Here is a 24,209-nt window from a genome sequence, read left to right on the forward strand (position 1 = left end):
GTCAGCGGCCGCCTTGCTTCGGTGGCATGCATCCGGTAGCCGGGGGTGTGCCGGCGGGGAGGTAGTTCGGGGGGACGACTCCGCAGGCGTACGTGTCGAACCAGCGGCCGTTGCCGAGGGTGTTGCCGACGAGCCGGCTGTAGGTGCCGGTCATGGCGAGCACCCGGTCCAGGCTCTTGCGGTTCTTGGCCAGGACGGCGGTGACCCGGCCGAGGGAGGCGAGGGTCGGCCCGAGCTGCTTGTCGTTCTCCTCGACGAGTGCGGTGAGCTGGGTGCCGAGGCTGCGGGTGCCGGTGAGCAGCAGGTGGATCGCGTCGCGGCGGGCCTGGAGCTCCCCGAGGAGCAGGTTCCCGTCCTCCAGGAGGGTTTCGAAGCTGCTCTTCTTGCCCGCGAGCGTCTTGGTGAGCTGCTTGCTGCTCCGGAGGAGCGTGGCGAGCTGGGCGTCCCGCGTGGAGACCGTACGGGAGAGGGCGGAGAGCCCTTCGGCGGCGCTGCGGACGTGGGGCGGGGAGTCCTTGAAGGTGGCGGAGATCGTCTCGAAGCTCTTGGCGAGCTGCTCGGTGTCGATCTCCTCGATGGTCTCCCCCAGCCCGTTGAACGCCTGGGTGACGTCGTACGGGGAGGTGGTGCGGCTCGCGGCGATCCGGGAGCCGGGGTCCTGGGGGGCGTTGCCGAGGGGGTCGACGGCGAGGTACTTCTCGCCCAGGAGGGTCTTGATGGCGATGCCCACGGTGGAGGCGTTGCCTATCCAGGCGTCCTTGACCTTGAAGTCGACCTTCACGCGGGGCCCGTCGAGGGAGACCCTGGTGACCTCCCCGACCTTCACTCCGGCGATCCGCACCTCGTCGCCCTCGGAGAGGCCGGCGGATTCGGTGAAGTCGGCGCTGTACGTCGTGCCGCCGCCGATGAAGGGCAGGGAGTCGGCGCGCCAGGCGGTGAGGGCGAGGAGGGTGAGGACGAGGAGTCCCACGACGGCGACGGCGACCGGGTTGCGTTCCCGGATGGGGGTGAGGGTCATGCCAGGCACCTCGGCTGGGTGATGGCGATGCCGGTGGGGGGCGTGGAGCCGTCGTCGGTGGCCACCCCGCCGACCTTGGCCTCGCAGAGGTAGAGGTTGAGCCACGAGCCGTAGGAGGTGAGGCGGCTGATCGCCTCCATCTTGGCCGGGGTCTTGTTCAGGAAGTTCTCGATCTGCGGCGTGCCCTTCTCCAACTCGCCGCTTAGCTTCCCGAGTTGGCGGATGTTCTCTTTGAGGGGCGCCCGGCCGTCCTGGAAGAGGTCCGCGGTGACGGTGGTCAGTGCGCCCATGGCGGTGACGGCCTCACCTAGCGGTTTGCGGTCGCCGGAGAAGCCGGAGACCAGCTTCTCCAGGGTGACCACGAGGTCGTCGAACCCGGCCTCCCGGTCGTTGACCGTCTTCAGGACCGTGTTGAGGTTCTTGATCACCTCTCCGATCACCTTGTCCTTGGCGGCGACGGTGGTGGTGAGCGAGCCGACGTGGCGCAGGATGGAGTCGACGGTGCCGCCCTCGCCCTGGAGGACCTGGACGATGGAGCCGGCGAGCTGGTTGACGTCCGGCGGGGAGAGGCCTTCGAAGAGGGGCTGGAAGCCGTTGAAGAGCTGAGTCAGGTCGAGCGCCGGGGTGGTGCGGTCGAGCGGGATGGTGGCCCCGGGGGCGAAGGTCCGGCCGACCGGGCCCGCGCCCCGGTCCAGGTCGACATAGCGCTGGCCGACCATGTTGAGGTACTTGATGGAGGCCGTCACCGAGGCGGGGAGCGTACGCCCCTTCCGTACGCCGAAGGTGACCTCGGCCTCCCGGCGGTCGGCCACCCGGACGGACTCGACCTGGCCGACCTTCACCCCGGCGATGCGGACGCTGTCGCCGGGGATGAGGCCGGTGGCGTCGGTGAACCGCGCCTTGTACGTGGTGGTGTCGCCCACCCCCGTGTTGGCGATGGAGAGGCCGAGGACAGTGGTGGCGAGGACGGTCACCAGGACGAAGACGAGGGACTTGGTCAGCGGTCCCGCGAGCGAGCGGCGTTTCACTTGAGCTTCACCTCCGCACCGCGGAAAGCCGGACCGATGAGCACACTGCTCCAGTCGGGCAGGGTCTGCGGCTGCACGTTCAGCGAGGGGGCGACCAGCTCGTTGACGAGCCGGGACTCCTGGGGCGAGTTGGGCAGGCCGAGCGCGCTGTCCCGCGCGGCCGGGGGTGGGGCGGTGACATCGGCCGACCGGCGGTTGTCGGCGGTGGGGACAGCCTTGCCGACGTACGGCACCGAGTAACAGCGCGGTCCACCGGTCGCGTTGTAGACCGGGGTGTCCTTGCCGCGGACGTACTTCCCCTGCGAGGGAACGGACTTGACCGTCACATGCAGTCCGGGCTCGTTCGTCCCCTTGCCGAGCGCCTTGTCCATGGCGGGCACGAAGCCGGCGACCGTACGGAGCGTGCAGGGGAACGCGTCGGCGTACTGCGCGAGGAGTTCGAGCGTGGGGCGGCCCGAGGAGGAGAGCCGGATCAGGTTCTCCTTGTTCTCCCGCAGGAAGGAGGTGACGTCCCGCGCGGAGGCGGTGGTGGTGCCGTACAACTCGGCCAGCCGCGCCTCCTGTTCGGCGATGGTGCCGCTCGTGGTGGTGGCGTCGGTGAGGGCGTCCAGCACGTCGGGGGCGGCGTCCGCGTAGAGCGTGCTGACCTTGACGAGCTGCTTGATGTCCTCGTTGAGGGTGGGGAGTTGGGGGTTGAACTTCTTCAGGTGCCCGTCCAGCGTGGCCAGGGTCTCCCCCAGCTTCTCGCCGCGCCCTTCGAGCGCCTGGGAGACGGCGCTCAGGGTGGCGGAGAGCTTCTCGGGCTTCACCGCGGTCAGCAGCGGCAGGACGTTGTCCAGCACCTCTTCCAGCTCGATGGCGTTGCTGGAGCGGTCCTGCGGGATCACGGCTCCGGCGCTCAGGGTCCGCCCGGAGGGGACGCGGGGCGGCACGAGGGCGACGAACCGCTGGCCGAAGAGGGTGGTGGGGAGCATCTGGGCGGTGACGTCGGCGGGGACCCGCTCCAGCTTGTCGCGGTCGATGGCCAGGGTGAGCCGGGCCCCCTCGGCGTCGGTGGCGATGGATCTGACCTGTCCGATGACGACCCCGCGCAGCTTCACATCGGCGTTGTCGTGCATCTCGTTGCCGACGGGTCCGGTGCGGACGGTGACGGTGGCGTCGTCGGTGAACTCCTTGTCGTACACGGCGACCGACACCCATATGAGGAGGGCGGGGACCAGGAGGAAGGCGACCCCGGCGGTTCTGCGGCGGACGGTTCGTGCTCCACGTGGACTCATCAGCCGGCCACCTTCACCGTCGTCGTGGCGCCCCAGATGGCGAGGGAGAGGAAGAAGTCGGTGACGCTGATCAGGACGATCGCGTTCCGCACCGACCGGCCCACGGCCACACCCACCCCGGCGGGGCCGCCGGTGGCGTGGAAGCCGTAGTAGCAGTGGGCGAGGATCACCAGGACGCTGAAGATCAGCACTTTGAGCACCGACAGCAGCACGTCCTCCGGGGAGAGGAAGAGGTTGAAGTAGTGGTCGTAGGTGCCCGCCGACTGGCCGTTGAAGAGGATGGTGATGTAGCGGGAGGCGAGGTACGAGGAGAGCAGCCCGATCGCGTACAGCGGGATGATCGCGACGACCCCGGCGATGATCCGGGTGGTGACGAGGTACGGCATCGACCGCACGCCCATCGCCTCCAGGGCGTCGACCTCCTCGTTGATCCGCATCGCGCCGAGCTGGGCGGTGAAGCCGGCGCCGACGGTGGCGGAGAGGGCGAGCCCGGCGACCAGGGGCGCGATCTCCCGGGTGTTGAAGTAGGCGGAGATGAACCCGGTGAAGGCCGAGGTGCCGATCTGGTCGAGCGCCGCGTACCCCTGGAGGCCCACGACCGTGCCGGTGAAGAGGGTCATGGCGACCATCACGCCGATGGTGCCGCCGATGACCCCGAGGCCGCCGCTGCCGAAGGCGACCTCGGCCAGCAGCCGCTGCACCTCCTTGAGGTAGCGGCGCAGGGTGCGCGGGACCCAGAGCAGGGCCTTGACGTAGAAGGTGAGTTGGTCGCCCGATCGGTCGAGCCAGCTGAGCATCGCCATGGCTCAGCCCCCCTTCGCGGGGACGATCTGGAGGTAGATCGCCGTGAGGACCATGTTCACGAAGAACAGCAGCATGAACGTGATGACGACGGACTGGTTGACCGCGTCACCGACGCCCTTGGGGCCGCCGCGCGGGTTGAGGCCGCGGTGGGCGGCGACGATGCCCGCGATGAACCCGAAGATGAGGGCCTTGAGTTCGCTGACGTACAGGTCGGGCAGCTGGGCCAGGGCGGAGAAGCTGGCGAGATAGGCGCCCGGGGTGCCGTTCTGCATGATGACGTTGAAGAAGTAGCCGCCGAGCGTGCCGACCACCGAGATCAGCCCGTTGAGCAGGACGGCGACGAGCATGGTGGCCAGCACCCGGGGGACGACGAGGCGCTGGATGGGCGAGACGCCCATCACCTCCATCGCGTCCAGCTCCTCGCGGATCTTGCGGGAGCCGAGGTCGGCGCAGATCGCGGATCCCGCGGCGCCGGAGATGAGCAGCGCCACGATGATGGGGCTGGCCTGCTGGATCACCGCGAGGACGCTGGCGCCGCCGGTGAAGGACTGGGCGCCGAGCTGCTGGGTGAGCGAGCCGACCTGGAGGGCGATGACCGCGCCGAACGGGATGGAGACAAGGGCGGCGGGCAGGATCGTCACGCTGGCGACGAACCAGAACTGCTCGATGAACTCGCGCAGTTGGAAGGGCCTGCGGAAGATGGCCCGGGCCACGGCGAGCCCGAGCGCGAAGAGCTTGCCGGTCTCCCGGAGGGGGGCGAGCAGCCGGCTGGGGCGCCGCTGCCCGGGGGCTCCGGAGGAGATTCCCGAGGCGGCTTCGGCGGGGGCCTTGGACAGGGTGGGTGCGGGTTCCCCGGGCGGGTCGGGCGGCCGCACCGGCAGCGGGGCGGTCACGCTCTCGCACCTCCCGCGGCCGGGGCGTAGCTGTTGAGGATGGCCGTACGGGCGGCCTCCGGCAGCTGGCCCATCATCGCCATGACCCGCTCCCGGCGGCGCAGCGCTCCCTGGCGTACGGGCATCCCGGGCGAGGGCTCCAGCTGCGGGACGACGGTTCTCGGCAGGGCGATCGTGTCGGCCCGGCCGAGGGCGTCGCTGCGCTGCTGCTCGGCGGCGAGGGTGGCGGCGTCCTTCTCCTCGGACATCCCGATGGGCCCTTCGCGGCGTCCGGCGAGGAACTGGGCGACGACCGGGGTGTCGCTGGTGAGCAGCACCTCGCGCGGCCCGAAGGTGACGAGGTTGCGGCGGAAGAGCATCCCCATGTTGTCGGGGACGGTCGCCGCGATGTCGAGGTTGTGGGTGACGATCAGCATCGTCGCGTCGATCTGCGCGTTGAGGTCGATGAGGAGCTGCGAGAGGTACGCGGTGCGCACGGGGTCGAGTCCGGAGTCCGGTTCGTCGCAGAGGATGATCTGCGGGTCCAGGACGAGCGCCCGGGCGAGTCCGGCTCGTTTGCGCATTCCGCCGGATATCTCGCCGGGGAGCTTTCCCTCGGCGCCGAGCAGTCCGACGATCTCGATGCGCTCCATGACGATGCGGCGGATCTCGGATTCCTTCTTGCGGGTGTGTTCGCGCAAGGGGAAGGCGATGTTGTCGAAGAGGGACATCGAGCCGAAGAGGGCGCCGTCCTGGAACATCAGGCCGAAGAGCTTCCGGGTCTCCATGATGTCGCGTTCGGAGCTGTTGACCATGTCGACGCCGTTGATGAGGACACGGCCCTGTTCGGGTTTGAGGAGCCCGATGATGGATTTCAGGAAGACGGTCTTTCCGGTGCCGGAAGGGCCGAGCATGACGCTCACCTCACCGGCGGGCAGGGTGAGGCTGACGTCCTGCCAGATGTTCTGCTTGCCGAAGGACTTCGTCAGGCCCTCGACGACTACTTCGATTCCCATCGGTCCTCCTTCGAAGGGGTGGTGGCCATCGTCATCTGTCAGCGCTCCGGCGGTCGGAAATCGGCGGGAGGGGGTGTGGCGTGGAGGGGGATGCGGAATTACGGGGTCGCCCGGTGACGGCTGCGACCACTTCCGGCGTCACTTCTGGGGCTTCGGCACCTTCGGAGGGCAGTCGGGGCCGTCCGGGTTGGTCGCCACACAGAGCGGGGCCTGGGTCATCTTGGTGTAGTTGTCGGCCTTCTTGCCGACGCTGGAGATGGCCGAGGTGAAGAGCGGGTCGAGATTCTCCCCGACGCCGCATCCCTTGAACGGCGGGATGTGCGCGTAACCGGTGAGGTTTCCGCCGGTCGCCACGAGATAGCCGGCCGGCGGATAGCTCTGGCCGTATCCCCGCAGCACCTGCTCGAAGGGCCGCTCCGTACGGCAGTTCGGCCCGACGTCCAGGGGGACGCCGTTCACCTCCACGTCGTACAGGCGCATGGAGAGCTGGGCGGTGACCGTGGATTCCTCGGGGTAGGTCGGGGTGTTGGTGACCGTGTGGGTCTGGACGACGGCCGGGGGGCCGACCTGTTCGAGGACCATGGTGGCGGTGGTCGGCATGAAGCCGTAGGAGAGGAAGGTGGCCTTCGTCGGGGGAAGTTGGCGCTTGCCCTCGTACTCGAACTCCACCTCTGAGGTGACGTCGACGGTGGAGGCGCAGGAGTCGTTGATGTACCGCTTGTTGAGGACCACCTTCATGAAGGCGGGCCCCAGGGCGGCGGCCCCGTCGAGCTTGACGGCGTTGGCGTACCCGGCGGCGTACGTCTCCGCCGTGGTCATGATCCACTCGGGCGGGATCTCGATGGGGCAGCTGCCGGGGTTCTCGTCGTCGAGGGCTTCGAGCCGCGCCTCGGTGAGGTCCTCGATCTTGCGGTGGGCGTCCGGGTCCAGGCCGGGGGCCGGGCGGACGGGCGGCGGGGTGGGTTCGGCCGGGTCCTCGCCGGGGGTGCTGGGATCCGGTGCGGGGGTGGCCGGACCGGCGCCGTCGCGGACGGCGATCCGGGCGAGGGGGCGCTCCTCGTCGTCGGCGGGGGCGCAGACGACGGTGAGGTGCGGGGGTGTGGTGGGGGCGCCGTCCTCGGTGAAGGAGGAGAGGGTGAGGGTGAGTCCGGCCGGGGCGAGGGTCGCGGGGCCGGGGGTGCCGAAGGCGACGGTGGGGACCTCTCCGGTGGCGGTGAGCACCACGCCGTCCGTGTCCTTGCCCTCGCCCTTCTCGTCTTCGTCCTGCGGAGGTAAGGCGACCTCGGGGGCTTCGAGCTGCTGCCAGGAGGCGTCGGCGGTGTGGTCGCCGTTGGTGTTGCGTACGGTCAGTTCGGCGGTGGCCGACAGGGTGGCCGCCTCCAGGGCGGTGAACTGGGTGAGCGCCGACCGGGGCAGGGGCACCGCGACGGAGACGTCCTGCGGGCGGATCGTCTCCCCGGTCCGGGCCGTGACGGGGAGGACCGCCTTCACCTCGACGTCCACCTGTTCCGTGCCGGAGGGGAACGGGCAGGTGTAGGGGACGGTGACCTCGGACGTCTGGTCGGCCGCCACCGATTCGGCGCTCGGGATGAGCGCGGTGGCGACGACGAGCGCTCCGCCCAGGGCGAGGTGGAGGGGGCGTCTCGCCGCGGCGCGTGCATCGAGGGTCATACGGATGGTGTCCTTCCGGCGCGCGCGGGCCCATCGGTGCGATGGCTGCGAAATGGGGTCCACTTCTCGGCAACGGCCTTTCGGGCGGCTCGGAATGGTCCTTACCGACGGGTACGCTACGCACCCTTCCGGGCGCCTGGGAAGAGCCGGGAATTCGGCCGTTTCACGGGAGTCCGGTTCTTGTCAGCCGATGACAATTCCGTTCCGGGGAATTATCGGCGAGTGAGTGGAGAAGCATGGATGCCCGGCCGCCGGGACCGCACGGCCGGGCACCATGCTCACGAGCCGCGCATCGGCGGCGGGGGGATCAGCCGCGTCAGCCGCTGATGACCGGGGACTTGCCGGTGGCCGTGTTCACGATGGTGTAGAGGCCCTGGAAGCTGGCGGTGGTGCCGACGATGCCGCAGCCGCCGCCGACCTTGTTGGCGATGGTCAGGGTGAGACCGCCGCCCGCGGTGTTGAGCGTGCCGTTGCTTCCGCCGGTGCTCGGGTTGTTGTACTTGGCCGCCACCTTGCCGGTGACGTCGAAGGTGCAGGGGCCCAGCAGGCTGCTACCGGTCACCTTCGCCTTGATCGCTCTGATCTCACCGGTCGTCTGGCCGGTGGAGTTGGTGCCCGCGCCCGCCGCGTAGTTGAGGCCCCAGATCTGCCACGGGGGCGTGGTGGAGACCGTCCACGTGGAGCTGAACGGGCCGGTGCAGGGCGAGTTGAACGAGATCGCCGAGATGGAGGCGAGCTGCGCCGGGGAGCCGGAGACCGGAGACGTGGGGGCGGAGCCCGACGCCGCCGAGCTGGCGCACTGGATCTTGTTGCCGTTGTTGTCGGTCAGCACGGTCACGCCGGCGCTGCCGGTGAAGTTGCCGGTCGGCGTGATGGTCCAGCTGCTCGGCGCGGCGATGGCCGAGGGGACGGCCAGGGCGACGGATGCCACGGCGGCACCGATCGCGGTCAGGACGCCGGATCGCTTGATCATGGAATTGCTCCTCATTTTTTTCTTGTCCCGCTGGGGATACGAGTGGACGTCCGCACGAGGAATTCGGCGGCACGCTTCGAACTGGACCGGAACACCTCCTTCTTCGGGTGGTGCGGCGCCCTCGGGGGAATGGAGGGCGCCGGGGAATGGAGGGCGTAGGCCGCTACCGCACCGCGGAGTGCCAGAATTCCGACAGCTTCCGGCCCTCGTTCGGTGCCAGGCCGGCCGGGTCGTAGGGGCTGCCGAAGTAGGTCGAGGTGTTGTCGAGCTTCACGCTGTTCTTCCCGGAGGCGGACGGCAGCCCGGTCTTGAGGTTGACGGCCCAGTCGAGGAGCCCGGCCACCCCGCAGCCGCTGGCGCCGGGGACGGCGAACGTGGCGTCGCCCTGGTCGGCGCCCGAGAAGGTGTAGCGGCCCATCTCGCCCTCGTCGTCGCGGGTGCCGTCGGCGGCGAACCGCTGGAGCGAGAGGCTCGGCGCGTTGAGGTTCTGCGGCTTGAGCAGCACCGGGTCGGCGGTGGTGCCGATGTAGCACTTGTCACCGAGGAACGGGTTCTTCAGGTGGATGCGGACCGGGATGGTGAGAATGGGCTCACCGGTGGAGAAGGCCGCCACCATGTTGAAGTCCCGTGGGGCGCCCGCCGGTTCGATGGTGGCGGTGACCCGGTTGAGGTTGTTGTCCGTCAGCTGGCGGCAGATCGCGGAGACGAGCGGGATGCCGCTGGGGCACATCAGCCCGAGCAGCCCGCCGGGGATCTCGGCCGGGTCGGCGGTGAGCGCCCCGCCGGGCGGGGCCACCAGGGTGTTGGTGCCGTCGCTGCGCTGGACGACGCCGAGCTGCAGATCGCTGTTGCCGGTGGGCACCTGGCTCTTGCCGAGCGTGATGGAGCCGGTGACCGAACTGGAGGCGATACAGGTGGCGATGGTCTCGATGCCGTCCGCCGCGAGCATGGCGGGTGCGTCGACCGGGCAGCGGTCGAAGGGGGCCCAGTCGCCGTTGAGCTGAGTCTTCGCGGCGGCCGAACCGGTGGAGAGCACGGCGCTGAACGCCGTGAATGCCGCGAGCACCCCTATGCGGGTGCGGTTGGAAACGGATCTCATGTCGTCCCCTCTTGTGAGCAGCCACATTTGCGGCCTCGTGCGCGAAGTTGACCGGTTCTCCGACGCATGCCCGCACCGCGACGCAGACGTCGGCACTGGTGGAGCCGCGGGGTGGACCCGGGGGAGAGAAGATCTGAGCGTCAAATTTCGGGCAGATTTCATGGCCGAATTGAACGAAGCGTGATGTTACTCGCGGGAAACACAGCGACACAATCCGTTCGGCCAAGAATTTTTACGCGGCCCCGTTTTTGATCCGTAAATGAGTAACCGCGGGTCACCCCCTTGTCAGGGAATGCGCATACGCGGCCCCGGAATGCCGGCCGACCGGCGGGTCCCGGCCGCCCCCGGCCCGCCCGGAACGACCCTCGGCCGACGTCAGGACGCCTTGTCACCACCGGAGCAGGCGGCCGAAATTCATTGTCCGAAAGCGCGCAGTACCGTCCGACCTGCGCGGAAGTACCACTGCGCGGACAGGATGCGTGGCCCCTGCACCCCGATCTTGTCCAAGTGGTGTGCAGTGCCTGTTCCGTGGTCTATCTTCGTCGCGGACTTGGTACGCACCTGTCGGTTCGTGGGAGCGCTTTCCCCCACCGCCTCACCCCACCACCGGGCGCCGAGAGTAGAGGGGACGTGGCATGGCACACCTCATACAGCCGTTGGACACCGATGACCCCCTGGGGCCGCTCCCCCAGGAATTCGCCGCGATCATGCGGCCCGAGCTCCCCAGCCTCATCAAGGAAATCGGTGTGGAGGTCACCCGCGCCTATCCGGAATACGCCCGGCTGCTCGACGGCCCGAACGGGCAGGCCATCCGGGTGGGCGTGGAGCAGAGCCTCGCCTCCTTCGTCGACCTGGTGGCCGAGCCCACCGCCTCCACCACCCTGCGGGACGACATGTGCCGGCGCTTCGGGCGGTTCGAGGCGTACGAGGGCCGGACCATGGACACCCTCCAGGGCGCCTACCGGCTCGGGGCGCGGGTGGCGCTGCGGCGGGCCAAGAAGGTGGGGCAGAGCTACCACCTCTCCCCCACCCTGATGCTCAGCTTCGCCGACGCGCTCTTCGCCTATGTCGACGAGCTGGAATCGCTCTCCCGGGAAGGCTTCCTGGAGGTCCAGTCGCAGTCCGGGGAGCAGGGCGAGGCGCTGCGCAGACGGCTGCTCCATCTGATCCTCGCCGGGCGGCCCGCGCCCCGCAGCGCCATCGCGGACCTGTGCGAGCAGACCGGCTGGACGCTGCCCGCCGAGGTCACCCTGGTCGCCGTCCGCGCCCCGGCCGCGCTGGACCGGCTCGGCGCGGACCGGGACCTCCTCTTCGACCTCAGCGACCCGCAGCCGCATCTGCTGATCCCCGGCCCGCTGGACGAGGCCCGAAGATCCATGCTGGCCCAGGCCCTGCCCGGCTGCCACGCCGCGATCGGGCTGACCGTCCCCACGGCCCTGGCCTGCGACTCCATCCGCTGGGCCCGCCGGGTGCTGGAGCTGGTCGACGCCGGAGTGATCGACGACGCCCCGCTGATCCGCTGCGAGGACCACCTCATCACCCTGTGGCTGCTCTCCGATCCCGCCCTGCTCGACCAGCTCGCCCAGCGGGAGCTGGCCGCCGTGGCCGGGATCAGCGCCACCCGCCGCGAGCGGCTGATCGAGACGCTGCGGATCTGGCTCGACACCCGGGGCACGGCGGCCCAGATGGGCGAACTGCTCGATGTGCACCCGCAGACCGTGCGCTACCGCATGCGCAGCCTGGAGACCATCTTCGGTGATCAACTCGTCGACCCGGAAAGCCGTTTCGCCACCGAGGCCGTCCTGCGCGCGTTACGGCTGCGCGCCCGCTCGGCCGGAGCGTCCCCCTGATCCGGAGCCTCCCGATCCGGCGCACACCCTCGATCCGGCGCACCCCCGCGATCCGGATCATGTCCGGCGCGGCAGGTCAACTTACCCGCGCGTAAGGCGAAATAGACGGTCAGTCCCAAACGGTTGCGACACGGAGACGTTTCCGACGAGAAACGCGGAACCGCTTCCCGTACACAGGGAGGAGTCTGCCGCTCATCCGGCGGCAGCACTCACGTACCGCCTCCTGGCCAACCATCCGAGAGGGAACACCCGATGACCGCCTCGCACCTCCTCGTACCCGTGCCGATCCCGGACCGGGTCGCCGCGCTGATCGGCTCGTGCATCCCGCCGCACATCCTGGAGGCGGAGTTCGAGGCCGACTGCGCGGCCCGCGAGGTCCGCCGGTTCCGGGGCCCCCGGCTGGCCCTGGAGGACCAGGCCGACCGCGAACAGGCGCTCGCCGAGCTGGCCCGTGCCAACAAGATCCTCTCCGCCCACCACCCCCGGCTGGCGGTGGGACCGGGGTCGTTCGCCTGACCGGGCGGTGCGCGGCCGCGGGCCGGAGGGCACCCCTCCGCCGGGGCGGGCGGGGCCGTCGGGGATAGTGGCCGCCCAGCCGTCCGCTTCCCCGGAGAACCCATGACGACGCGCCACGGTGTCCGCCGCCCCTCCCTGCTCCTCGTCACCGATCTCGGCTACCAGGCGCGGGGCCGCCGCTACTGCGACGAGGACATCTTCCTCTCATCCCGGCTGCGCGAGACGTTCGACGTGGCGCTCTGCCACCCCCGGGAGGCGGCCGCGCTGCTGGACCGGTTCGACGCCGTCCTCGTACGGAACAGCGGGCCCGTCCTGCACTACCCGGAGGCGTACGAGGCGTTCCGGGCCCGGGCCGTCGAGCTGCGGGTGCCGGTGTACAACCCGCTGACCGGGCGGGGGGACATGGCGGGCAAGGAGTATCTGGTGGAGCTGAGCCGGGCCGGGTTCCCGGTGATCCCCACGGTGGACCGGGCGGCCGATCTGGGGCTGCTGCCGGAGGCCGGGGAGTACGCGGTCAAGCCGAAGCTGGGGGCCGATTCGGAGGGGCTGCGGTTCGTCGCGGGGGCGGGCGTCGGGGCCGAGCTGGCCGGGGAGGCCGACGGGGTGCTGCTCGTGCAGCCCCGGATCGACTTCCGTTACGAGGTCTCCTTCTACTTCGTCGACCAGGACTTCCAGTACGCCCTGTACGCACCGGACCCGGAGCGGCGGTGGGTGCTGGAGCCGTACGCGGCGAGCGCGGAGGATCTGGACTTCGCCCGCCGGTTCATCGCCTGGAACTCCCTCCCGTACGGCATCCAGCGGGTCGACGCCTGCCGTACGGCGGAGGGGGAGCTGCTGCTCGTGGAGCTGGAGGACCTCAATCCGTATCTCTCGCTAGACCGGGTGGGCGAGGAGGTCCGGGAGGCGTTCGTGGCCCGGCTGACGGCGTCGCTCGCCTCGATGGCCGGCTGACCCCCGTCCGGCCCGCTCCCGCATGCGGGCGGCTGGGGCCGGTGTGAGGGTGCAGACGTGACCACTGCCAGCGAGCAAGCCCCCGCCGCGCAGAGTGCCGCCGCACCGCCGCCCGTCCTCGACCGGCGGCGGCGCAACATCGTCTTCGCCACCATCGTGCTCGGGATGCTGCTGGCGGCGCTCGACCAGACGATCGTGGGCACGGCCCTGCCGACGATCGTCTCGGACCTGGGCGGCGCCGCGCACATGTCCTGGGTGGTCACCGCGTATCTGCTCACCGAGACGATCGCCACCGTGCTGGTCGGCAAGTTCGGTGACCTGTTCGGGCGGAAGCTGGTCTTCCAGGTCTCGGCGATCGTCTTCATCACCGGTTCGTTCCTCTGCGGGCTCGCCTCCGACATGCTGCTGCTGATCATCTGGCGCGGAATGCAGGGCATCGGCGCCGGCGGTCTCATGGTCACGTCGATGGCGCTGATCGCGGACGTGATCCCGCTGCGCGAGCGCGGCAAGTACCAGGGGGCGATCGGGGCCGTCTTCGGCATCTCGACGGTGATCGGGCCGCTGCTCGGCGGGCTCTTCACCGACCATCTCACCTGGCGCTGGGCGTTCTACGTCAACGTCCCCATCGCGATCGTCGTCGTGATCGCCGCCGCCCGGAACATCCCCGCGGTGAAGGCGGCGGGGCGGCCGGTCATCGACTACGCCGGGATCGCGTTCGTCGCCGTCGGGGCGAGCGCGCTGATCCTCGCGACGAGCTGGGGCGGGAACGAGTACGCCTGGGGCTCGCCGGTGATCATCGGGCTGTTCGTCGGCGGGATCATCGCCCTGACGCTGTTCTGCCTGATCGAGACCCGGGCGAAGGAACCGATGCTGCCGATGCGGCTGTTCCGGAACCCGGTCTTCACCGTCTGCTCGGTGCTCAGCTTCATCGTGGGCTTCGCGATGCTCGGCTCGATGATCTTCCTGCCGACCTATCTCCAGTACGTGGACGGGGACTCGGCCACCCTCTCCGGCGTACGGACCCTGCCCCTGGTCGCCGCGCTGCTGGTCGCCTCGATCTTCAGCGGCACGGTGGTCAGCAGGACCGGCCGCTACCGGCTCTTCCCCATCGCCGGAACGCTGGTCATGGCGGCCGGGCTCTTCCTGCTCTCCCGGATGGGGCCGGAGACCGGGGTGTGGCTGGAGTCGCTCTACATGGTGGTGCTGGGGCTCGGGATCGGTCTCGCCATGCAGGTGCTGACGATCGCGGTGCAGAACACCGTGGACTACGCGGACCTGGGGACGGCCACCTCGGGCGTGACGTTCTTCCGTACGCTCGGCAGCGCCTTCGGCACGGCCGTCTTCGGGACGATCTACGCCAACGCCCTGACGCCCAACCTCCGGGACGGGATCGCCCAGGCGGTGGCGGCGGGCGGCGATCCGGCCGCCCTGGCCCGGGCCGCAGAGAGCCCGCAGGCCCTGCACGCACTGCCCGCCGCCCAGGTGGAGCCGCTCTCCCAGGCGTACGCGCAGACCCTGCACACCGTGTTCCTGTGGACCGTGCCGGTGGCGCTGATCGGCTTCGTCGTCGCGCTCTTCCTCAAGGAGGTGAAGCTGCGGGACTCGGCCCGGCTCGCCTCGACGGACATGGGCGAGGGCTTCGCCCAGCCGGGCAGCGGCGACTCGGAGAAGCTGCTGGAGATCTCGGTGGCCTCGATCCTGCACAGCGCCGGTCCGGACACCGCCCGGCGGATCATCCGGGAGTCCGACACCCGGCTGGACATGGCGGGCGCCTGGGCGGTGATGCAGGTCGACCTCTTCACCCGGATGGTCGGCCACGCGGGGCTCCGGCTCATCGCGACCCGGCACCGGCTGCCCCCGGAGGTCCTGGTGCCCGTCTTCGACCGGATGATCGAGGAGGGCTACCTCACCGGTGACGGCCGGATCTTCTCGCATACGGCGGCGGGCGCGCGCGAGGCCCGGGTCATCTCGAAGGCCTGGGGCCAGTGGCTCAACGAACGGCTCGCGGAGGACGGGGCCCGGCCCGACGACGGACAGCTGCGGGCCGCCGTGAACGTGATCGCGAAACGGCTGCTGGCCGAGGACCTAGCCCAGGAACTGTCACCGGAGCCGCACCCGGGCGGGTCCACCCGGGTGGGAGCGCCGGCCTGAGAGTCTGCGGGCCAGAGAACGTGGGCTTGATCTCCCCAGGTAAGGGCGCAGGCCTGGCTCTCCGGGACAGGGCATGGGCCCGAGCCCCGGAGGCAGGGCGCGGCTCTCCGGGCCAGGGCGCGGGCCCGGCTCCCCCGGTCAGCCGTGGTCCCAGGCCCTGGGGCGGGTCTGCGCCTCCCACTCCTCGCGGAGCAGGGCGAGGAGGGCGTTGTCGTGGCGGCGGCCCCGGTGCAGACAGGACGACCGGCGCACGCCCTCCTGGGTGAAGCCCGCCTTCTTCAGGGTGGCGAGGGCGCCGGCGTTGGCGGTGTGGGTGACGGCTTCCACGCGGTGCAGGGGCAGTTCGCCGAAGGCCAGGTCGGTGAGGGCGGCCAGGGCGTCGACGCCGTACCCCTTGCCGCGGTGCTCGGGGGCGAGCAGGAGGTAGGCCTCGGCGGTGCCGTCGACGAAGGCCTCCTCGTGGAGGGCTATGTGGCCGATGGGCGTGTCGTCCGGGAGCAGGACGAGGAAGTCGTCCCGGGTGCGGTCCTCGGCGTAGGCCACGAGCCGTTCGCTCAGTTCGTGGAGGGGGCCGGGCCAGGACCCGATCTCGTGGGCGGCGACCGGGTCGGCGCGCCAGCGCTGGATCAGCGCGGCGTCGTCCGGCTCGACAGGGGTGAAGGCCACGCGCTCACCGCGCCAGAACCGTTGCCGCGTGGCGTGCGGGGCTGCCGCTTCGTCCTCGTTCATGCGCGGATCGTACGAGGCCTGCCGCCTTGGTGGGCAAGGGTTTTCAGTCGACGAAGACCGCCGACGCGTAGACCCAGGCGCCCTCGTGGCGGACGAAGCGGCTCTGCTCGTGGAGGGAGTCGGGCCGGCCGTCGTCGGTGTAGTGGGCGCGGAAGGTGACGGTCCCGGTGGTGTGGAACGCGCTGCCCTCGGTGGTGCCGAGGATCTCCAGCCCGGTCCAGCGCATCGCGGGGTCGAAGTCCACGCCGGGCGGCCGGGTCTCGGGGTGCCAGGTGCGCAGGAGGTACGGGGCGTCCTGGACGACGAAGGCCGCGTACCGGGAACGCATCAGCGCCTCGCAGGTCGGGGCGGCGGCGCTGCCGGAGTGGAAGCGCCCGCAGCACTCCCCGTACGTCGCGGGCAGCCCGCAGGGGCAGGACGAGGCGGCGGTGATGCGCGGGGCGGCGGGCTGCTGCCGGGGGCGGGAGGTGCGTCGTGACATGGGTCCATTGTGCCGCCGGGGACGACGAGTGGTTCGGCGGTCCTGGGCCGCACGCCCGGGCGCCCCGATGCCCCCCGCCGTCACCGCCCCGCCGCGAACCGGCGCCGGTACTCCGTGGGCGTCAGCCCCGTGCGGCGGCGGAGCTGGGTGCGCAGGTTGGTCGCCGTGCCCAGGCCGCTGGTGCGGGCGACCACGTCGAGGCGGTCCTCGCCGCGCTCCATCAGGCGGCAGGCCAGGGTGATCCGCTGCTCGGTGAGCCAGGCCAGCGGGGTGGTGGAGAGCTGGGCCCGGAAGCGGCGGTGGAGCGTGGCCGGGCTGACGGCCGCGCGGGCGGCGAGCGCGGGCACGTCCAGCCCCTCGGTCAGGCGCTCGGTGGCCCAGGCGAGGAGCGGGGCGAGCGAGGCGTCGGCGGTCTCCGGCAGGGGGTGCTCGATGAACTGGCGCTGGCCGCCGTCCCGGTGCGCCGGGTGGACCAGCCTCCGGCTGACGGCCGCCGCGATCTCGGCGCCGTGGTCGGTACGGACGATGTGGAGGGCGGTGTCCAGGGCGGCGGCGCTGCCCGCCGCGGTGATGACCTGCCCGTCGTCGGTGAAGAGGACGTCCGGCCGGAGGTCGACCCGCGGGTACCGGGCGGTGAACTCCGCCGTCCAGCGCCAGTGGGTGGTGGCGCGCCGGCCGTCCAGGACACCTGCGGCGGCCAGCGTGAACGTGCCCGTGCAGAAGCTGACCAGCCGGGCGCCCCGGGCGGCGGCGCGCCGGATCGCCGCCAGGACCTCCGGGCCGGGGTCCTCCAGCGGGTCGGGCCGGTTGGGGACGATGACGGTGTCCGCGCGGTCCACGGCGTCGAGGCCGGGCACGTCGGAGAGGTGGAAGAAGCCCGCGTGCATCCGGACCGTGGGGGTGGGCGAGCAGAGGGTGAAGTCGTACCAGCCGACGGGCAGCTCGGGGCGGCGCAGGCCGAAGAGTTCGGTCGCCACCCCCATCTCGAAGGGGTTCGACCCGGCCGAGACGATCATGACGACCCGGTGCGGGGCCGGGTTCTCGGTTCGGCCGGTCTCCCGGTGCGCGGCCCGGTCGGTAGTCCGGTTCGCGGTCCGGTCGGTCCTCCGGTGCTCGGTCCCGCGCGCGGTCCGGTGCGAGGATTCTTTCGCCATATGCGATTCGTAGCACTCACGGGTGCGGCGGTCCACCGCCCACCATGGACCCATGACCACGGACGACCTGGCGCGACCCGCCACCACGGAACCGATATCGCTCACCGACGCCCTGGGCTCCTTCGACGCGCTGTGGAGCCCGCGCATCCTGACCCGCGTCAACGACTACGACGTCCGCGTCGCCAAGGTCCACGGCGAGCACGTCTGGCATGTGCACGAGAACACGGACGAGTTCTTCCTGGTGGTGGACGGATCGCTGGACATCGATCTGCGCTCCGGGCCCACCGGCCGGGACGAGCGGACGGTGACGCTCCCCCGGGGCGCGGTCTTCGTCGTGGAGCGTGGCATCTGGCACCGGCCGCGTTCGGCGGACGGTGCCTCGCTGCTGCTCTTCGAGCCCTCCGGTACGTCGACGGTGGGCGACGCCCACGACCCCGTACCGGACCATGTGGACGCGACGACGGGCCATGCGCTCACCCGGTGAGGCGGTGCGGGCTCAGGGCTTGCGGGCTCAGGGCTTGCGGGCGACTCCCGCGTAGCCGGGGATCGGCTCGTCGCCCGGGACGTCGATGACCTCGCCCAGCTCCGGGTGCCAGTCGGCGGAGAGCGAGACGCCGGGCTCGACCAGTTCCAGGCCGTCGAAGAAGGCGGTGAGTTCGGCGCGTGAGCGGGGGCGCAGGGTCATCCCGCGCTCCTTGTACAGGGCGCGGGCCCGGGCCGCGCCCTCCGGGTCGAAGTCGCCGGTGGTGTGCGAGAGCACCAGATAGCTGCCGGAGGGGAGCTGGCCGACCAGCTTCCCGACCAGTTCGGCCGCGCCGTCCTCGTCGTCGATGAAGTGCAGGAGCGCCAGCAGGGAGAGGGCGATCGGCTGTCCGAAGTCCAGCACCTGGCCGGCCTCGGCGAGGATCGTCTCCGGTTTGCGGGCGTCGGCCTGGATGTACTCGGTGGCGCCCTCGGGGGTGGAGCGCAGCAGCGCCGCCGCGTGGGCCAGGACGATCGGGTCGTTGTCGCAGTAGACGACCCGGGCGTCGGGGGCGGTCCGCTGGGCGATCTGGTGGAGGTTCGGCTCGGTGGGGATGCCGGTGCCGATGTCCAGGAACTGGCGTACGCCCCGCTCCGCGAGCCAGCGGGTGGCCCGGTGCATGAACGCCCGGTTGACCCGGGCCATGTCCCGGCCCCGGGCGTCCAGCTTCAGCAGCTGGCGCGCCATCTGCTCGTCGACCGGGTAGTTGTCCTTGCCGCCGAGGAACCAGTCGTACATCCGGGCGGGATGCGGCTTGCTCGTGTCGATCTCGATGGCCAGGGGGTCTCGCCCGGTCATGGCGCACTCCATGGGATAGGGGTCGGACAGGATGGGTGGTGGTGCGTCAGGTGAGAAGGAAATCCGCCTGGCCGGCCTTGGCGCCCTGGATGAACGCGGCGATCTCACCGTTGGAGTAGATGAGCGCGGGGCCGTCCGGGTCGGCGGACTGGCGCACCGCGACCCGGCCGTCCGCGAGCTTCATGGCCTCGATGCAGTTGCCCCCGTTGCCGCCGCTCCAGGGCTTGTACCAGCCTTCGGAGCCGAGGTCGGCGGCCGGCATGCCGTTGTATATGTGGTTCATCACAGCTCCTTGCGGAAGTCCCGGAGGATTTCCTTCGTGCGTAGTGCAGTTGCGGCCTGGGCCGCCATCCGGTCCATGACCTCCAGGTACGAGGCGACCTCGGGGCGGGCGTCGAAGTAGACCGCTCCGGTGAGGTACTCGCTGAAGACCATGTCGGGAAGTTCGGGAACAGCGAAGCGGAAGAGGACGAACGGCCCGTAGGTGCCCGGGTGGTGGCCGCTCGCGAACTCCGCTATCTGCACGGTGACATGGGGCAGCTCGGTGGATTCGAGCAGCTTGTCGATCTGGGCGCGCATCACCTGCGGGCCGCCCACCGGCCGCCGCAGGACCGTCTCGTCCATGATCACCCAGAGCCGTGGGGCGTCGTCCTTGGTGAGCAGGGACTGACGCTCCATGCGCAGGGCCACATGGCGTTCGATGTCCTCGGGCCGGGTCTGGCCGACGGCTCCGGTGCGCATCACGGAGCGGGCGTACTCCTCGGTCTGGAGCAGGCCGGGGACGAAGTGCGGTTCGTACATGCGCAGGAGGCTCGCGGCGCCCTCCAGGCTGACGTACATGCTGAACCAGTCGGGCAGCACATCGTGGAACCGCTGCCACCAGCCGGGCTTGTTGGCCTCCTCGGCCAGCTCGACGAAGGCCTCGGCCTCGTCGTCGGCGATGCCGTACGCCTTCAGCAGCAGCTGGACATAGGGGATCTTGAGCCCGACCTCGGCCGTCTCCATCCGGCGTATCGTCGCGGGAGCGACCCTGAGCACCTTCGCCGCCTGGTCACGGGTCAGTCCGACGCGCTCCCGCAGATCCTGCAGGCGCTTGCCGAGCACGACCTGACCCACGGTCGGGGCGGACCGTGGTTCGCTCACTTCAGACCTCCCCATGCGCTGTTTTGCGAGCAGTGTGCCACGCGTGCGCCCCCAACGACACAGTCACTCTGAAAATTTCAGAGTGCCCCTTGCCAAGTGTCCTCGACAGGGGGAGAGTTGGTCACCGAACCAGTTCGCTCAGTCATGACCGCTCCTCCGACACCGGGGAACGAAGCGTGACGCAGCCCCCACTGTGAGGAATCGGTCGTGGCACCTGGCAGTGCGCTCATCCCCCGGCTCATGGATCTCACCCCCGGGACGGAAGCGCTCCGATACTGCTTCGCGCTGCCCGCGCGCCCGGAGTCGGTGGCCGGGGCCCGGCAGCTGACCCGGGCCCGGCTGGAGAGCTGGCGGCTGGGCGGTGACGTCTACGACGCGGCCGTGCTCATCGTGTCCGAGCTGGTCACCAACGCGGTCGTGCACACCGCGAGCACCCGGGTGGTCTGCGAGCTGCGCTGTCTGGGCAGACGGCTGCGGATAGCCGTGCAGGACCAGGGGCACCAGCCGGGCGGTCCCCGGCTGCGCCGCTGCTCCGACGACGAGCACGGGCGCGGACTGCTGCTGGTCGACACGATGAGCAGTTCGTGGGGTTCCCATGACGCCGGTGACGACTCCGGCCGGATCGTGTGGGCGGAGCTCCCGCACGGCGGCGCGGAGCGGCCATGCTGAGGAACGCGCTGTCCAAGCTGCGCGGTTCGGACCGCCGGCACCCCTCCGAGGAGCCCCGCGGGGGCCGGGTGCAGCTGTCGCTGCCGCCCTCGATGTCCGCCACCCTGGGGTGCGACGCGGTCGGCGTGCCCGCCCGGCACGGCTTCCGGCTGATGTCCCATCTCCCGCGCACCGGCTGTGTGTTCGCCGACGCGGACCGCTGGTGGTGGATCGTCCCGGCCGGCTCGGACCTGGATCTCGACTGGCCCGAGCAGGTGATGTACGCACGGGGCGCCGACGTCCCCGCCGTGCGCCCCAAGCTGATCCACTCGCCGGACAGCCTCACCCCCTACACCCCGCCCATCCCGCTGTTCCTGATGGTGTGCCAGGTCGCCGGGGTGGCGCCGACCTGGGCCAGGAGCGCCGTCCCGGCCCCTTGAGCCTGCCCTCTACGGCCGGTCGAGGTAGGCGAGTTGCGGGTGGGCCGTGATGTAGCCGTCCACCAGCTTCCCCGCCACCGCCACGGAGTCGACCAGCGGGTGGAGGGCGAAGGCCCGCACCGCCGCCGCCCGCGACCGGCTCTCCGCCGCCTCCAGCACCGTACGCTCCACGGCCTTCACGGCGGTGACGAGACCGACCGCGTCGTACGGGAGCGGCGAAACGGCCACCGGGTGGGCGCCGTTGGCATCGACCAGGCAGGGCACCTCCACGACGGCCTCGGCGTCCAGACACGAAAGGGCCGTGCGGTTGCGGACGTTGAGGATGAGCGAGGTGCGCTCGTTACGGGCGATGGCCCGCATGAGGGCGAGGGCCACCTGCTCGTAGCCGCCCGATTCGAGGTCGCTCTCCGCGCGCTCCCCCGCCCCGGCGACCTCCCGGTTCTCCGCCATGTACGTGGCCTCGCGCTCGGCGCGGGTCCGGTCCCAGGTGGCCAGGGCCGGGGTGCCGGGCTGCCGCATCCGGGCGTAGAACCCCTCCTGCTGCTCGCGGAGGAAGGCGCCGCGGGTCTGCTCGGCCTCCTGGTAGGCGCGGACGGCCTCGCGGTTGAAGTAGTAGTAGTGCAGGTACTCGTTGGGGACCGCGCCGAGCGAGGCGAGCAGGCCGGCGCCGAAGAGGCGGCCCTCCTCGAAGGAGGAGAGCAGCGCCGGGTCCGCGAGCAGTCGGGGCAGTTCGTCCCGCCCGTCGACGTACAGACCCCGCACCCAGCCCAGGTGGTTGAGGCCCGCGTAGTCGATCCAGGCCCGGTCCGGGTCGGCGCCCAGGGTGCGGGCGATGCGCCGCCCGAGCCCGACCGGGGAGTCGCAGATGCCGATGACCCGGTCCCCGAGGTGGCGGGACATGGCCTCGGTGACCAGCCCGGCCGGGTTGGTGAAGTTGATGGTCCAGGCGTGCGGGGCGAGCCGGGCGATGCGCCGGGCCAGCTCGACGGCGACGGGGACGGTGCGCAGTCCGTACGCGATGCCTCCGGCACCGACCGTTTCCTGGCCGAGCACGCCCAGGTCCAGGGCGACGCGTTCGTCGGCGGCCCGTCCGGCGAGGCCGCCCACGCGGATCGCGGAGAAGACGAAATCGGCGCCGCGCAGCGCCTCGTCCAGCTCGGTGGTGGCGACGACGGCGGGCGCGTCCGGGATGTCCCGCGCCTGTTCGTCGAGGACCCGGGCGACGGCGGTGAGCCGGTCGGCATCGGTGTCGTACAGGGTGACCCGGGAGACCCGGCCCTCGGCGTGATCGCCGAGCAGGGCCCCGTACACGAGAGGCACCCGGAATCCGCCACCGCCAAGAATTGTCAGCTTCACGCTGCTCGATGGTACGGGGGCGGCCCCGGCGTACGACGGAACGGCCCCGGATCCCTCGCTGCGGGTTCCGGGGCCGTCGGTCACGGGGCCGGGGCTCAGGGCATGTCCGGCGGCGGGGTCAGTACCCCTTCCACCAGCGGGCGACGGCCTGCCAGAGCCGGGCGGGCGCGGCGGGGCGGCGCTGCGCGGGGACCACGGCGGTGCCGGGGGCCGGCTGACCGCCCGTCGGAGCCGGTCCCTCCGCGGGCGGTGCGGCGGGCCGGGGCAGCGGCGCCGCGCCCGGGGCGTGGGCGGGCTGCGTCCCGGCGAGGGAGTGCGCGGGCTCGGGGACGGGGCGGGCCGGGGAGGAGATCTCCCAGTCCCCCGCGGGACGGGTCGGGCGGGCCATCACGGAGAGGGGGTCGGCGTCCAGCTTCTGCTGCGGGCTGGGGGCGAACTTCACCGGCAGCTCGACCAGGTGGCGGGACATGATGTTGCCGACCCAGCGCAGCTCGTTCTCCTCGACGCCGAGCTGGAGGTCGGGCAGCCGCATCAGGAGCGCGTCGACGCCCACGTCCGCGATGGCCCGGCCGATGTCCTGGCCGGGGCACTCGTGCGGGCCGCCGCTGAAGGCGAGGTGGGCGCGGTTGCCGCCCATGTCTGCGGTGAGGTCGGGGCGGACCGTGGGGTCGGTGTTGGCGGGGGCGATCCCGACGAGCAGCGCGTCACCGGCCTTGATCTGCTGGCCGCCCAGCTCGGTGTCCCCGACTGCCCAGCGGCCGAAGACGGCGGTGAACGGCGGCTCGTCCCACAGGGTCTGCTCCACCGCCTCGGGCACGGTCATGTGGCCGCCGCTGAGCCGGGCGCGGAAGCGCGGGTCGGTGAGGACCATGCGGAGCACGTTGGCGATGAGGTTGGCGGTGGACTCGTACGCGGCGATGAGGATGAGGCGCAGGTGTTCGACGACCTCGATGTCGGTCATCGTCGCCGGGTGTTCGACGAGCCAGGAGGCGAAGTCGTGGGCCGGTTCGGCGCGGCGGCGCTCCACGAGGCGGGTCAGCACGGCGACGACATGGGCGTTGCTGGCGACGGCGGTCTCGGTGCCCCGGGTCATGTCACGGGCGGCCTGGACGAGGCGCTCGTCGTACTCCTCGGGCATCCCGAAGATCGCGCACATCACCATCATCGGCAGATGCTCCGCGAACTGGCCGACCAGGTCGGCGCTGCCCTTCTCGCAGAAGTCGTTGACCAGGCGGTTGCTGAACCGGTTGATGTGGCGGCGGACGCCCCGGGTGTCGATGCGCTCCATGCTGTCGGTGACCGCGCCGCGCTGCCGCTCGTGCTTGGCGCCGTCGGCGAAGACGCAGACGGGCTGCCAGGTGAAGATCGGGGCGAGCGGGTGGTCCGGGGCGACACTGCCGTCCTGGAGGGCCCGCCAGCGGCGGGAGTCCCGGGAGAACTGGGAGGGCGTACGGGTGAGGTGGAGGTTCTCGCTGTGGCCGAGGACGAGCCAGGCGGGTACGTCGCCGTGGAGCAGGACCGGGGCGACCGTGCCGTGTTCGGCGCGGAGCTTGTCGTAGAGGCCGGCGGGGTCGTTCTCCGCCTCGGGGCCGTACAGCCGGCGCAGGCCGCCGGGGCCGATGCCGAGGTTGTGCGCGGGGCACTGGGGCGGCGGGACGGCGCCGGGTTCGTGGTGGAAGGGGGTTGTCACGGTGGCTCCAGGGATCAGGAC

24 protein-coding genes are annotated in these 24,209 nt (G+C 71.1%); 7 read left to right on the forward strand and 17 right to left on the reverse strand.

Going from position 1 to position 24,209, the window contains the following annotated elements; genetic code table 11:
* Position 1: 1 nt before the first annotated feature.
* From DJ476_RS03125 to DJ476_RS03165, 9 genes are all read right to left on the reverse strand, one after another.
* Entirely contained in the window at positions 2 to 1,018 is a 1,017-nt protein-coding gene (locus DJ476_RS03125) for an MCE family protein (protein WP_112489776.1), read from the reverse strand.
* Positions 1,015 to 2,046, reverse strand: coding sequence for an MCE family protein (locus tag DJ476_RS03130; RefSeq protein ID WP_103417177.1), 1,032 nt, complete (start codon positions 2,044 to 2,046; stop codon positions 1,015 to 1,017). Before DJ476_RS03130 ends, DJ476_RS03125 begins: the two co-directional genes overlap by 4 nt.
* On the reverse strand, positions 2,043 to 3,323 hold the full coding sequence (locus DJ476_RS03135; RefSeq protein WP_103417176.1) for an MCE family protein: 1,281 nt from the start codon (positions 3,321 to 3,323) through the stop codon (positions 2,043 to 2,045). Before DJ476_RS03135 ends, DJ476_RS03130 begins: the two co-directional genes overlap by 4 nt.
* Positions 3,323 to 4,126 carry an MlaE family ABC transporter permease gene (locus tag DJ476_RS03140; RefSeq protein WP_053558424.1) on the reverse strand — a complete coding sequence of 268 codons (804 nt, stop codon included), beginning with the start codon at positions 4,124 to 4,126 and terminating at the stop codon, positions 3,323 to 3,325. The genes DJ476_RS03135 and DJ476_RS03140 overlap by 1 nt, the downstream gene beginning before the upstream one ends.
* A 3-nt stretch (positions 4,127 to 4,129) precedes the next feature.
* Positions 4,130 to 5,020 carry an MlaE family ABC transporter permease gene (locus DJ476_RS03145; protein ID WP_103417175.1) on the reverse strand — a complete coding sequence of 297 codons (891 nt, stop codon included), beginning with the start codon at positions 5,018 to 5,020 and terminating at the stop codon, positions 4,130 to 4,132.
* The gene (locus DJ476_RS03150; protein ID WP_103417174.1) at positions 5,017 to 6,015 is read right to left on the reverse strand and encodes an ABC transporter ATP-binding protein; all 999 of its coding nucleotides are present in this window, start codon (positions 6,013 to 6,015) and stop codon (positions 5,017 to 5,019) included. Before DJ476_RS03150 ends, DJ476_RS03145 begins: the two co-directional genes overlap by 4 nt.
* A gap of 138 nt (positions 6,016 to 6,153) precedes the next feature.
* A complete protein-coding gene (locus DJ476_RS03155) occupies positions 6,154 to 7,686 on the reverse strand; it encodes a DUF6801 domain-containing protein (protein ID WP_112489777.1) in 1,533 nt (510 codons plus the stop codon).
* A 316-nt stretch (positions 7,687 to 8,002) separates the two neighbouring features.
* Positions 8,003 to 8,659, reverse strand: a complete 657-nt coding sequence (locus tag DJ476_RS03160; protein WP_103417172.1) for a hypothetical protein — start codon at positions 8,657 to 8,659, stop codon at positions 8,003 to 8,005.
* Positions 8,660 to 8,822: 163 nt separating this feature from the next.
* Positions 8,823 to 9,758 carry a hypothetical protein gene (locus DJ476_RS03165; protein WP_103417171.1) on the reverse strand — a complete coding sequence of 312 codons (936 nt, stop codon included), beginning with the start codon at positions 9,756 to 9,758 and terminating at the stop codon, positions 8,823 to 8,825.
* 635 nt (positions 9,759 to 10,393) lie between these two features.
* Between DJ476_RS03165 and DJ476_RS03170 the strand changes: the two genes are divergently transcribed.
* The 4 genes from DJ476_RS03170 (at position 10,394) to DJ476_RS03185 (ending at position 15,226) form a co-directional block, all read left to right on the forward strand.
* On the forward strand, positions 10,394 to 11,608 hold the full coding sequence (locus DJ476_RS03170; protein ID WP_103417170.1) for a helix-turn-helix domain-containing protein: 1,215 nt from the start codon (positions 10,394 to 10,396) through the stop codon (positions 11,606 to 11,608).
* Positions 11,609 to 11,860: 252 nt separating this feature from the next.
* The gene (locus DJ476_RS03175) at positions 11,861 to 12,124 is read left to right on the forward strand and encodes a hypothetical protein (RefSeq protein WP_053558431.1); all 264 of its coding nucleotides are present in this window, start codon (positions 11,861 to 11,863) and stop codon (positions 12,122 to 12,124) included.
* A gap of 102 nt (positions 12,125 to 12,226) precedes the next feature.
* On the forward strand, positions 12,227 to 13,075 hold the full coding sequence (locus DJ476_RS03180) for an ATP-grasp domain-containing protein (RefSeq protein ID WP_112489778.1): 849 nt from the start codon (positions 12,227 to 12,229) through the stop codon (positions 13,073 to 13,075).
* Positions 13,076 to 13,132: 57 nt separating this feature from the next.
* Entirely contained in the window at positions 13,133 to 15,226 is a 2,094-nt protein-coding gene (locus DJ476_RS03185; RefSeq protein ID WP_112489779.1) for an MDR family MFS transporter, read from the forward strand.
* A gap of 138 nt (positions 15,227 to 15,364) precedes the next feature.
* Here the strand turns inward: DJ476_RS03185 and DJ476_RS03190 are convergent, their stop codons facing one another.
* The 3 genes from DJ476_RS03190 to DJ476_RS03200 form a co-directional block, all read right to left on the reverse strand.
* Entirely contained in the window at positions 15,365 to 15,955 is a 591-nt protein-coding gene (locus tag DJ476_RS03190; RefSeq protein ID WP_112489780.1) for a GNAT family N-acetyltransferase, read from the reverse strand.
* Between the two features lie 43 nt (positions 15,956 to 15,998).
* A complete protein-coding gene (locus tag DJ476_RS03195) occupies positions 15,999 to 16,436 on the reverse strand; it encodes a YchJ family protein (RefSeq protein WP_112489781.1) in 438 nt (145 codons plus the stop codon).
* A gap of 80 nt (positions 16,437 to 16,516) precedes the next feature.
* Positions 16,517 to 17,452, reverse strand: coding sequence for a GlxA family transcriptional regulator (locus tag DJ476_RS03200; RefSeq protein WP_112492420.1), 936 nt, complete (start codon positions 17,450 to 17,452; stop codon positions 16,517 to 16,519).
* A 190-nt stretch (positions 17,453 to 17,642) separates the two neighbouring features.
* Between DJ476_RS03200 and DJ476_RS03205 the strand changes: the two genes are divergently transcribed.
* Positions 17,643 to 18,074 carry a cupin domain-containing protein gene (locus tag DJ476_RS03205; RefSeq protein ID WP_112489782.1) on the forward strand — a complete coding sequence of 144 codons (432 nt, stop codon included), beginning with the start codon at positions 17,643 to 17,645 and terminating at the stop codon, positions 18,072 to 18,074.
* 27 nt (positions 18,075 to 18,101) lie between these two features.
* Here the strand turns inward: DJ476_RS03205 and DJ476_RS03210 are convergent, their stop codons facing one another.
* Genes DJ476_RS03210 through DJ476_RS03220 form a run of 3 tightly spaced genes read right to left on the reverse strand, consistent with a single transcriptional unit; the run spans position 18,102 to position 20,054 of the window.
* A complete protein-coding gene (locus DJ476_RS03210) occupies positions 18,102 to 18,911 on the reverse strand; it encodes an SAM-dependent methyltransferase (RefSeq protein WP_070201012.1) in 810 nt (269 codons plus the stop codon).
* Between the two features lie 46 nt (positions 18,912 to 18,957).
* Positions 18,958 to 19,194: a DUF397 domain-containing protein gene (locus DJ476_RS03215; RefSeq protein WP_030573999.1), complete on the reverse strand. Its 237-nt coding sequence runs from the start codon at positions 19,192 to 19,194 to the stop codon at positions 18,958 to 18,960.
* Positions 19,194 to 20,054: a helix-turn-helix domain-containing protein gene (locus tag DJ476_RS03220; RefSeq protein WP_103417163.1), complete on the reverse strand. Its 861-nt coding sequence runs from the start codon at positions 20,052 to 20,054 to the stop codon at positions 19,194 to 19,196. Before DJ476_RS03220 ends, DJ476_RS03215 begins: the two co-directional genes overlap by 1 nt.
* 207 nt (positions 20,055 to 20,261) lie before the next feature.
* Between DJ476_RS03220 and DJ476_RS03225 the strand changes: the two genes are divergently transcribed.
* Together DJ476_RS03225 and DJ476_RS03230 are read left to right on the forward strand one after the other, a co-directional pair.
* Positions 20,262 to 20,723, forward strand: a complete 462-nt coding sequence (locus DJ476_RS03225; RefSeq protein WP_019765345.1) for an ATP-binding protein — start codon at positions 20,262 to 20,264, stop codon at positions 20,721 to 20,723.
* Positions 20,717 to 21,142 (forward strand): hypothetical protein, encoded by a 426-nt coding sequence (locus DJ476_RS03230; RefSeq protein WP_070201010.1) that lies wholly within the window; start codon positions 20,717 to 20,719, stop codon positions 21,140 to 21,142. Before DJ476_RS03225 ends, DJ476_RS03230 begins: the two co-directional genes overlap by 7 nt.
* Positions 21,143 to 21,151: 9 nt before the next feature.
* On the opposite strand, the gene DJ476_RS03235 is transcribed toward DJ476_RS03230, so the two are convergent.
* A complete protein-coding gene (locus tag DJ476_RS03235) occupies positions 21,152 to 22,498 on the reverse strand; it encodes a 6-phospho-beta-glucosidase (protein ID WP_103417297.1) in 1,347 nt (448 codons plus the stop codon).
* Between the two features lie 118 nt (positions 22,499 to 22,616).
* A complete protein-coding gene (locus DJ476_RS03240; RefSeq protein WP_112489783.1) occupies positions 22,617 to 24,188 on the reverse strand; it encodes a cytochrome P450 in 1,572 nt (523 codons plus the stop codon).
* Positions 24,189 to 24,209 lie beyond the last annotated feature (21 nt).

It is taken from the genome of Streptomyces bacillaris (assembly GCF_003268675.1).
In the GTDB taxonomy this organism is placed as follows: Bacteria; Actinomycetota; Actinomycetes; order Streptomycetales; family Streptomycetaceae; genus Streptomyces; species Streptomyces bacillaris.

Bases quoted from the DNA above. Each gene is read 5' to 3' on its own strand.
- DJ476_RS03125 (WP_112489776.1), bottom strand. From the start codon at position 1,018: ATGACCCTCACCCCCATCCGGGAACGCAACCCGGTCGCCGTCGCCGTC.
- DJ476_RS03135 (WP_103417176.1), bottom strand. From the start codon at position 3,323: ATGAGTCCACGTGGAGCACGAACCGTCCGCCGCAGAACCGCCGGGGTC.
- DJ476_RS03140 (WP_053558424.1), bottom strand. From the start codon at position 4,126: ATGGCGATGCTCAGCTGGCTCGACCGATCGGGCGACCAACTCACCTTC.
- DJ476_RS03150 (WP_103417174.1), bottom strand. From the start codon at position 6,015: ATGGGAATCGAAGTAGTCGTCGAGGGCCTGACGAAGTCCTTCGGCAAG.
- DJ476_RS03155 (WP_112489777.1), bottom strand. From the start codon at position 7,686: ATGACCCTCGATGCACGCGCCGCGGCGAGACGCCCCCTCCACCTCGCC.
- DJ476_RS03160 (WP_103417172.1), bottom strand. From the start codon at position 8,659: ATGATCAAGCGATCCGGCGTCCTGACCGCGATCGGTGCCGCCGTGGCA.
- DJ476_RS03165 (WP_103417171.1), bottom strand. From the start codon at position 9,758: ATGAGATCCGTTTCCAACCGCACCCGCATAGGGGTGCTCGCGGCATTC.
- DJ476_RS03170 (WP_103417170.1), top strand. From the start codon at position 10,394: ATGGCACACCTCATACAGCCGTTGGACACCGATGACCCCCTGGGGCCG.
- DJ476_RS03175 (WP_053558431.1), top strand. From the start codon at position 11,861: ATGACCGCCTCGCACCTCCTCGTACCCGTGCCGATCCCGGACCGGGTC.
- DJ476_RS03180 (WP_112489778.1), top strand. From the start codon at position 12,227: ATGACGACGCGCCACGGTGTCCGCCGCCCCTCCCTGCTCCTCGTCACC.
- DJ476_RS03190 (WP_112489780.1), bottom strand. From the start codon at position 15,955: ATGAACGAGGACGAAGCGGCAGCCCCGCACGCCACGCGGCAACGGTTC.
- DJ476_RS03195 (WP_112489781.1), bottom strand. From the start codon at position 16,436: ATGTCACGACGCACCTCCCGCCCCCGGCAGCAGCCCGCCGCCCCGCGC.
- DJ476_RS03200 (WP_112492420.1), bottom strand. From the start codon at position 17,452: ATGATCGTCTCGGCCGGGTCGAACCCCTTCGAGATGGGGGTGGCGACC.
- DJ476_RS03205 (WP_112489782.1), top strand. From the start codon at position 17,643: ATGACCACGGACGACCTGGCGCGACCCGCCACCACGGAACCGATATCG.
- DJ476_RS03210 (WP_070201012.1), bottom strand. From the start codon at position 18,911: ATGACCGGGCGAGACCCCCTGGCCATCGAGATCGACACGAGCAAGCCG.
- DJ476_RS03215 (WP_030573999.1), bottom strand. From the start codon at position 19,194: ATGAACCACATATACAACGGCATGCCGGCCGCCGACCTCGGCTCCGAA.
- DJ476_RS03230 (WP_070201010.1), top strand. From the start codon at position 20,717: ATGCTGAGGAACGCGCTGTCCAAGCTGCGCGGTTCGGACCGCCGGCAC.